Below are 6,057 nucleotides of genomic sequence, written 5' to 3' on the forward strand. Positions count from 1 at the left end.
ATTTTTGATTCCATATTTTTCTAACGAAATCGATTTCGTAAATTGAGCGTAGGTATCCATAAAATTATAAGTTATGTTGCTTTTATTTAAAGTGCAAAATTAAACAATAATTTGACAAATACGCGTTTTCTGTTATTTTTTCGTCAAAATTGCATAAAATAAATATCCCCAAGATAGGATAAGAAGTAAACCTCCTATTGGTGTTATAGGCCCAATTAGTTTTGATTTAATTCCAGTTAAACCATTAGTTGTTAATACATAAATAGACCCTGAAAAAAACAATACTCCCGTTAAAGTCAAATAAAACACAATTGTTTTTTCCTTTAAAGTTATGATTTGTGTTGCGCCAATAAATAATAAAAACAACGCGTGATACATTTGATATTTCACGCCCGTTTCGAAAGAATTTAATTGTTCAATTGTAAGTGTTTTTTTTAGGGCATGTGCACCAAAAGCTCCAAATATAATAGCTAAAAAGCCTAAAGTACAAGCGGCAAGTAGAATTTTCTTTTCCATGGATTGTGTTTTATCTCTTCACAAATATAACAAACTTCAAATCAAGTTTTTTTATAAATGCTTGTTTTTATTTTTTAGAAATATAACATTTCATTACCTTCGTGTGATATTAAAGTAAAATGAGAAAGATATTAATCATAGGAGCAGGTCGATCTGCCTCTTCACTTATAAAATATTTATTAGATAAATCAGAAGACGAAAAATTAGTAATTACCATTGCTGATTTATCCGAAGCATTAGCCAATAAGAAAACGGGAAACCATAAAAATGCACGTGCCATTTCTTTTGATGTTTGTAATGACGAACAACGTAAACAAGAAATTCAACAAGCGGATATTGTTATTTCAATGCTACCGGCTCATCTTCATATTGAGGTAGCTAAAGACTGCGTTTTCTATAAAAAAAGCATGATTACGGCATCGTACATTAGTGAAGAAATGAAAAGTTTAGATTTTCAAGCTAAAGAAAACCAAATTGTTTTGATGAATGAAATTGGTTTAGATCCAGGAATAGACCATATGAGTGCTATGAAAATTATGGACGACATTAAAAGTAAAGGCGGAAAAATTATTCTTTTCGAATCTTTTTGTGGCGGTTTAGTAGCTCCTGAAAGTGATACTAATTTGTGGAATTATAAATTTACTTGGAATCCAAGAAATGTAGTTTTAGCGGGTCAAGGCGGCGCGGCAAAATTCATACAAGAAGGCACTTATAAATACATTCCTTATCATAAATTATTTAGAAGAACCGAATTTTTAGAAGTGGAAGGTTTTGGACGATTTGAAGCTTACGCCAACAGAGATTCTTTAAAATATAGAGACATTTATGGTTTACAAAATGCAGAAACCTGTTATCGTGGAACCATCAGAAGAGTAGGTTTTTCAAAAGCTTGGGATGTTTTCGTGCAATTAGGTATGACGGATGATACCTATATTATTGATGATTCTGAACATATGAGTAATCGCGATTTTGTAAATTTATTTTTACCTTATCATCCAACGGACTCTGTGGAAATTAAATTCAGACATCAATTAAAAATTGACCAAGACGATGTAATTTGGGACAAACTTTTGGAGTTAGATTTGTTTAGCAAGTCGGTAGTTACAGGTTTAAAAAACGCGACTCCAGCTCAAATGTTGGAAAAAATACTGTCGTATAAATGGACGTTACAACCAGAAGATAAAGATATGATTGTGATGTATCATAAAATTGGTTACGAAATTAATGGTGAGCAAAAACAAATAGATGCAACAATGGTTTGTTTGGGTGACGATCAAACGTATACCGCGATGGCAAAAACTGTAGGATTACCCGTAGCCATTGCCACTTTGAAAATATTAAATGGCGAAATCACGACTTCGGGCGTACAATTACCAACAGCAAAAGAAGTTTACCTTCCTATTTTAGAAGAATTAGAAAAATACGGCGTAGTCTTTAAAGAATTTGATGTGCCTTATTTTGGATACGATTATTATAATTAAATAAAAAAATCCAAATTCCGAAAGTTTCGAAATTTGGATTTACTATTTTAGGTTTTTAAGAATTAATCTCTTGATCCTAATATTCTATATGCCCAATATAATAAAGAAGCTAAAGCACCTAAAGCGGCAACTAAATACGTTCTGGCAGCCCATTTTAAAGAATCTTCGGCACCTGCATATTCTTCTTGTCCTAACATATTTTTGTTTTTCAACCAAGCTAAAGCACGATTACTTGCATCATATTCAACAGGCAAAGTAATAAAACTGAAAGCCGTTGCCACAGCCATTAAGGCCAAACCTGCCACTGCTACATAAAAGCCAATTCCAGATTTTGAAGCGAATCCTAAAATAATTCCACCCATAATTAACCATTGCGACATACTTGACGACACATTAACCATTGGTACCATTTTTGAACGCATCGTTAGCCATTCGTAGGCTTGTGCGTGTTGTACCGCGTGTCCAACTTCGTGAGCGGCAACTGCAGCTGCTGCTGCATTTCTTTGGTTATAAACAGCTTCTGATAAATTCACTGTTTTATCTACTGGATTGTAATGGTCTGTTAATCTTCCTGGAGTAGAAATCACTTTTACATCACTAATTCCGTGATCGGCGAGCATTTTTTCTGCAATTTCGGCACCAGACATCCCATTTCTTAAGGTAAGTTTCGAGTAATGCTCAAATTTGCTTTTTAAACGAGAACTTACTAACCAACTAAAAAGAGCAATTGCTCCAATTAAAATCATATAAGGTAAATCAAACATAGTATTTAATTTTAAAAATTTAAAGTTACTAAATAAATATCAAATTATGAGCCAAATATAAAAAATGACAGTTTGACATTTGTTTGTTTTAGACAAATGTAAAAAATGCCATTTGTATTATCGATTACATTTATTCGTATGTCTTAAAATACTAAACCTACTACAAAACGATTATTATTTCTTTCATTAATTGAATTTGCGATATTTCCGTAATCAGACTTCCATTTTCCATTGGTAAAAGCCAATTCATAAGCGCAATTCAATCTGACTTTATAAAATTTATCTTTAAATAGATATATTGATAAAGATGGGCCTGCATAAAACATTTGATTTCTTATAGATAACAAACCACCATTTGTATTAGGATTTAAATTATTAAAATCAATAGTGTTGTTTTTAGAGTACAAATCTACTTCTGAAGAGGTTCCTGCTAAACTTAACCCAGAAGTAAATGCAAAATTAGTTTTGTTAATCAGGTTATAATGAAAGCGAATACGTCCCGTAAAATGCATATTCTTATTCTTTGATGATAAATTCTCTTTTTTATTTTCTCCAAATCCAAATTCAAAATCAGAAGAATATTTTTTCCCAAAAACATTGAATCCAAAAACAAATTCTGCCGGGCTGTTATCTAAAAGAACAACATTTGATGCTTGTAGGTTTTTATTAAGATTTAAATTGTCTTGAATATGCGCATTAACTCCAATGTAAAAAGTAGCCTCTGCATTACTTTTTTTGTTTTCTTCATTTTTTTCTTGAGCCGTTCCAAATTGAAAAGCAACCAAAACCACTAAAAGTATAAATTTTCTCATTTTGATTAATTATTTAAATGTTATTTTAACAAAATTAAAATCAGGAAAGCTAAAATCTATTAATAATTTGTTAAAATAACTTTATCCCACCAAATTAATAATCTTTCCTGGTACAATAATCACTTTATTTGGCGTTCTGCCTTGTAATTGTGCTTGTGTGCGCTCATCTGCCATTACGATTTCTTCAATTTGAGCGGCTGTTAAGTCTAATGGTAATTTAATTGTAAAACGCATTTTTCCATTGAAAGAGACCGGATATTCTTTTTCAGATTCTACTAAATATTTTTCTTCAAATTTTGGAAAAGGTTGTGTTGAAATCCCTTCGTAATCTTTCAATTCTTCAATTTTTAAATCTTTCAATCCCAACCATAATTCTTCAGCAATATGTGGCGCATATGGCGAAACTAAAATAGCTAAAGGTTCTAAAATAGCTCTGTGATTGCATTTTAATTGTTGCAATTCGTTCACACATATCATAAATTGAGACACCGATGTGTTAAATGAGAAATTCTCAATGTCTTCGGTTACTTTTTTAATGGTTTTATGTAACGATTTATACATTTCTGCAGTTGGTTCATCGTTTACAATAACCGAACCGTTGTCATCAAAATACAATCGCCATAATTTTTTCAAGAAACCAGAAACGCCAGTAATTCCAGCCGTGTTCCAAGGTTTAGATTGTTCTAATGGTCCAAGAAACATTTCGTACAAACGTAAGGTATCGGCACCATATTCATCACAAATATCATCTGGTGAAACTACATTGTATTTTGATTTCGACATTTTTTCAACTTCGCGACCTACTAAGTAAGCCCCACCCGACCTCCCCGAAGGGGAGGAGTTAGCATCGTATAATTCTCCGGCTTCAACGATAAATTTAGCTTTCTCAAATTCTTTTCTCCAAGATTTTAATTTTTCTATATTTAATTCGTTCGTAATATCATTTATAGTAGATAAATCAACATGGATTGGTAAAAATTGAAAGGATAATTTATAATCATCTGGATTTTCAATAAAATCATCAAGAAACGATTTCATTCCCTGATTACTTTCTAAATAATTCTTTAAATAGTTTTTTCGGTAATCTTCAGTTTTAATTTTATTTTCTAATTCTTGATTTAAATAAAATTGATTTTTATAATCATAATAATCGTCATTGATAAAATGTTTTAAATATAATTCCTTAGAAATATATACATTTTGGTTTCCAAATAAATATTTGTCAATAAACGAGCCACCACCTATATTTTTATCACTATTTTTCTTAATAATTTGCGTTGTAATCCTATAAACAAAAGCACTCATTCCCAAAATCATTCCCTGATTAATCAGTTTTTTGAACGGTTCTTCAGTAGGTGCATAGCCTCTGTCTTTTAAGAATTTATTCCAAAAACGAGAGTACAATAAATGTCCTGTAGCGTGTTCGCTTCCTCCAATGTATAAATCTACGCTTTCCCAATATTTTAAGGCGTCTTCGCTTGCAAATTCGTTTTCATTTTGTGCATCCATATAGCGCATCCAGTACCAAGAAGAACCTGCCCAACCTGGCATCGTGTTCAATTCTAAAGGGAATACGTTTACATTATCTATCAACTGATTACTAACCACTGAACACTGAACACTATCCCAAGCCCAAACCGGTGCATTTCCTAAAGGTGGTTGTCCGTCTTCGGTAGGTAAGTACTTTTCTACTTCTGGTAAAACAATTGGCAAGTGTTTTTTGTCAATCATTTGTGGTAAACCATTTACGTAATAAACGGGAAAAGGTTCGCCCCAATAACGTTGGCGAGAGAAAACGGCATCACGTAAACGGTAATTTACTTTGGCATTTCCTGCACCTGTTTCTTCTAAAGCTCCGATAGCTTTTTTCGTTCCGTTTTTGTAATCTAATCCGTTTAAGAAATCAGAATTTACCAATTCGAATCCGCCTTTTTCACCATAAGCGGCTTCAGAAATATCTTGGTTGAAAATATTTTTTATTTCAGGCATTCCGTGTGTTCCTTTGAAGAAATTCGCGAAAGCATAATCACGCTCATCACCACATGGAACCGCCATAACGGCACCTGTTCCGTACCCCGCTAAAACGTAATCGCCAATCCAAACCGGAATGGGTTCTTTGGTAAACGGATGTTCGGCATATGCACCTGTAAATACTCCTGAAATGGTTTTTACATCGGCCATTCTTTCTCTTTCTGAACGTTTTGCAGTCGCTTCCACATAGGCTTCCACCGCTGCTTTTTGTTCTGGAGTAGTAATTTGCGCTACCAATTCGTGTTCGGGTGCCAATGTCATAAAAGTAACTCCGAAAATCGTATCAGGGCGAGTTGTAAACACTTCTATAAATTTTGTTTCAGGTTTCAGGTTTAAAGTTGATTCAGATTGCGTTGAACCTTCTAACTTGAAACTTGAAACTTGAAACCTAACTGTAGCTCCAACTGATTTTCCAATCCAATTTCGTTGTGATTCTTTGATAGATTCACTCCA

Annotated in this window: 5 protein-coding genes; 1 reads left to right on the plus strand and 4 read right to left on the minus strand. The window is 32.9% G+C overall.

Features of this window, described 5'->3' with window-relative positions; translation table 11 throughout:
• Positions 1-132: 132 nt before the first annotated feature.
• Complete coding sequence (locus ABWO04_RS09380) at positions 133-516, minus strand: DUF423 domain-containing protein (protein ID WP_353079451.1); 384 nt, start codon at positions 514-516, stop codon at positions 133-135.
• Positions 517-635: 119 nt separating this feature from the next.
• On the opposite strand from ABWO04_RS09380, the gene ABWO04_RS09385 reads away from it, so the two are divergent.
• Complete coding sequence (locus ABWO04_RS09385; protein WP_353079453.1) at positions 636-1,997, plus strand: saccharopine dehydrogenase family protein; 1,362 nt, start codon at positions 636-638, stop codon at positions 1,995-1,997.
• Between the two features lie 62 nt (positions 1,998-2,059).
• Here ABWO04_RS09385 and ABWO04_RS09390 read toward each other — a convergent pair whose 3' ends face one another.
• The 3 genes from ABWO04_RS09390 to ABWO04_RS09400 all read right to left on the minus strand — a co-directional run.
• Positions 2,060-2,761, minus strand: coding sequence for a zinc metallopeptidase (locus tag ABWO04_RS09390; protein WP_353079455.1), 702 nt, complete (start codon positions 2,759-2,761; stop codon positions 2,060-2,062).
• 143 nt (positions 2,762-2,904) lie between these two features.
• Entirely contained in the window at positions 2,905-3,573 is a 669-nt protein-coding gene (locus ABWO04_RS09395) for a hypothetical protein (protein ID WP_353079457.1), read from the minus strand.
• A gap of 81 nt (positions 3,574-3,654) precedes the next feature.
• Positions 3,655-6,057, minus strand: a 2,403-nt coding sequence (locus ABWO04_RS09400; RefSeq protein ID WP_353079459.1) for a class I tRNA ligase family protein, incomplete at its 5' end; no start/stop codon positions are given.

The sequence above is a fragment of the Flavobacterium sp. genome, from assembly GCF_040382755.1.
Taxonomy (GTDB): Bacteria; Bacteroidota; Bacteroidia; order Flavobacteriales; family Flavobacteriaceae; genus Flavobacterium.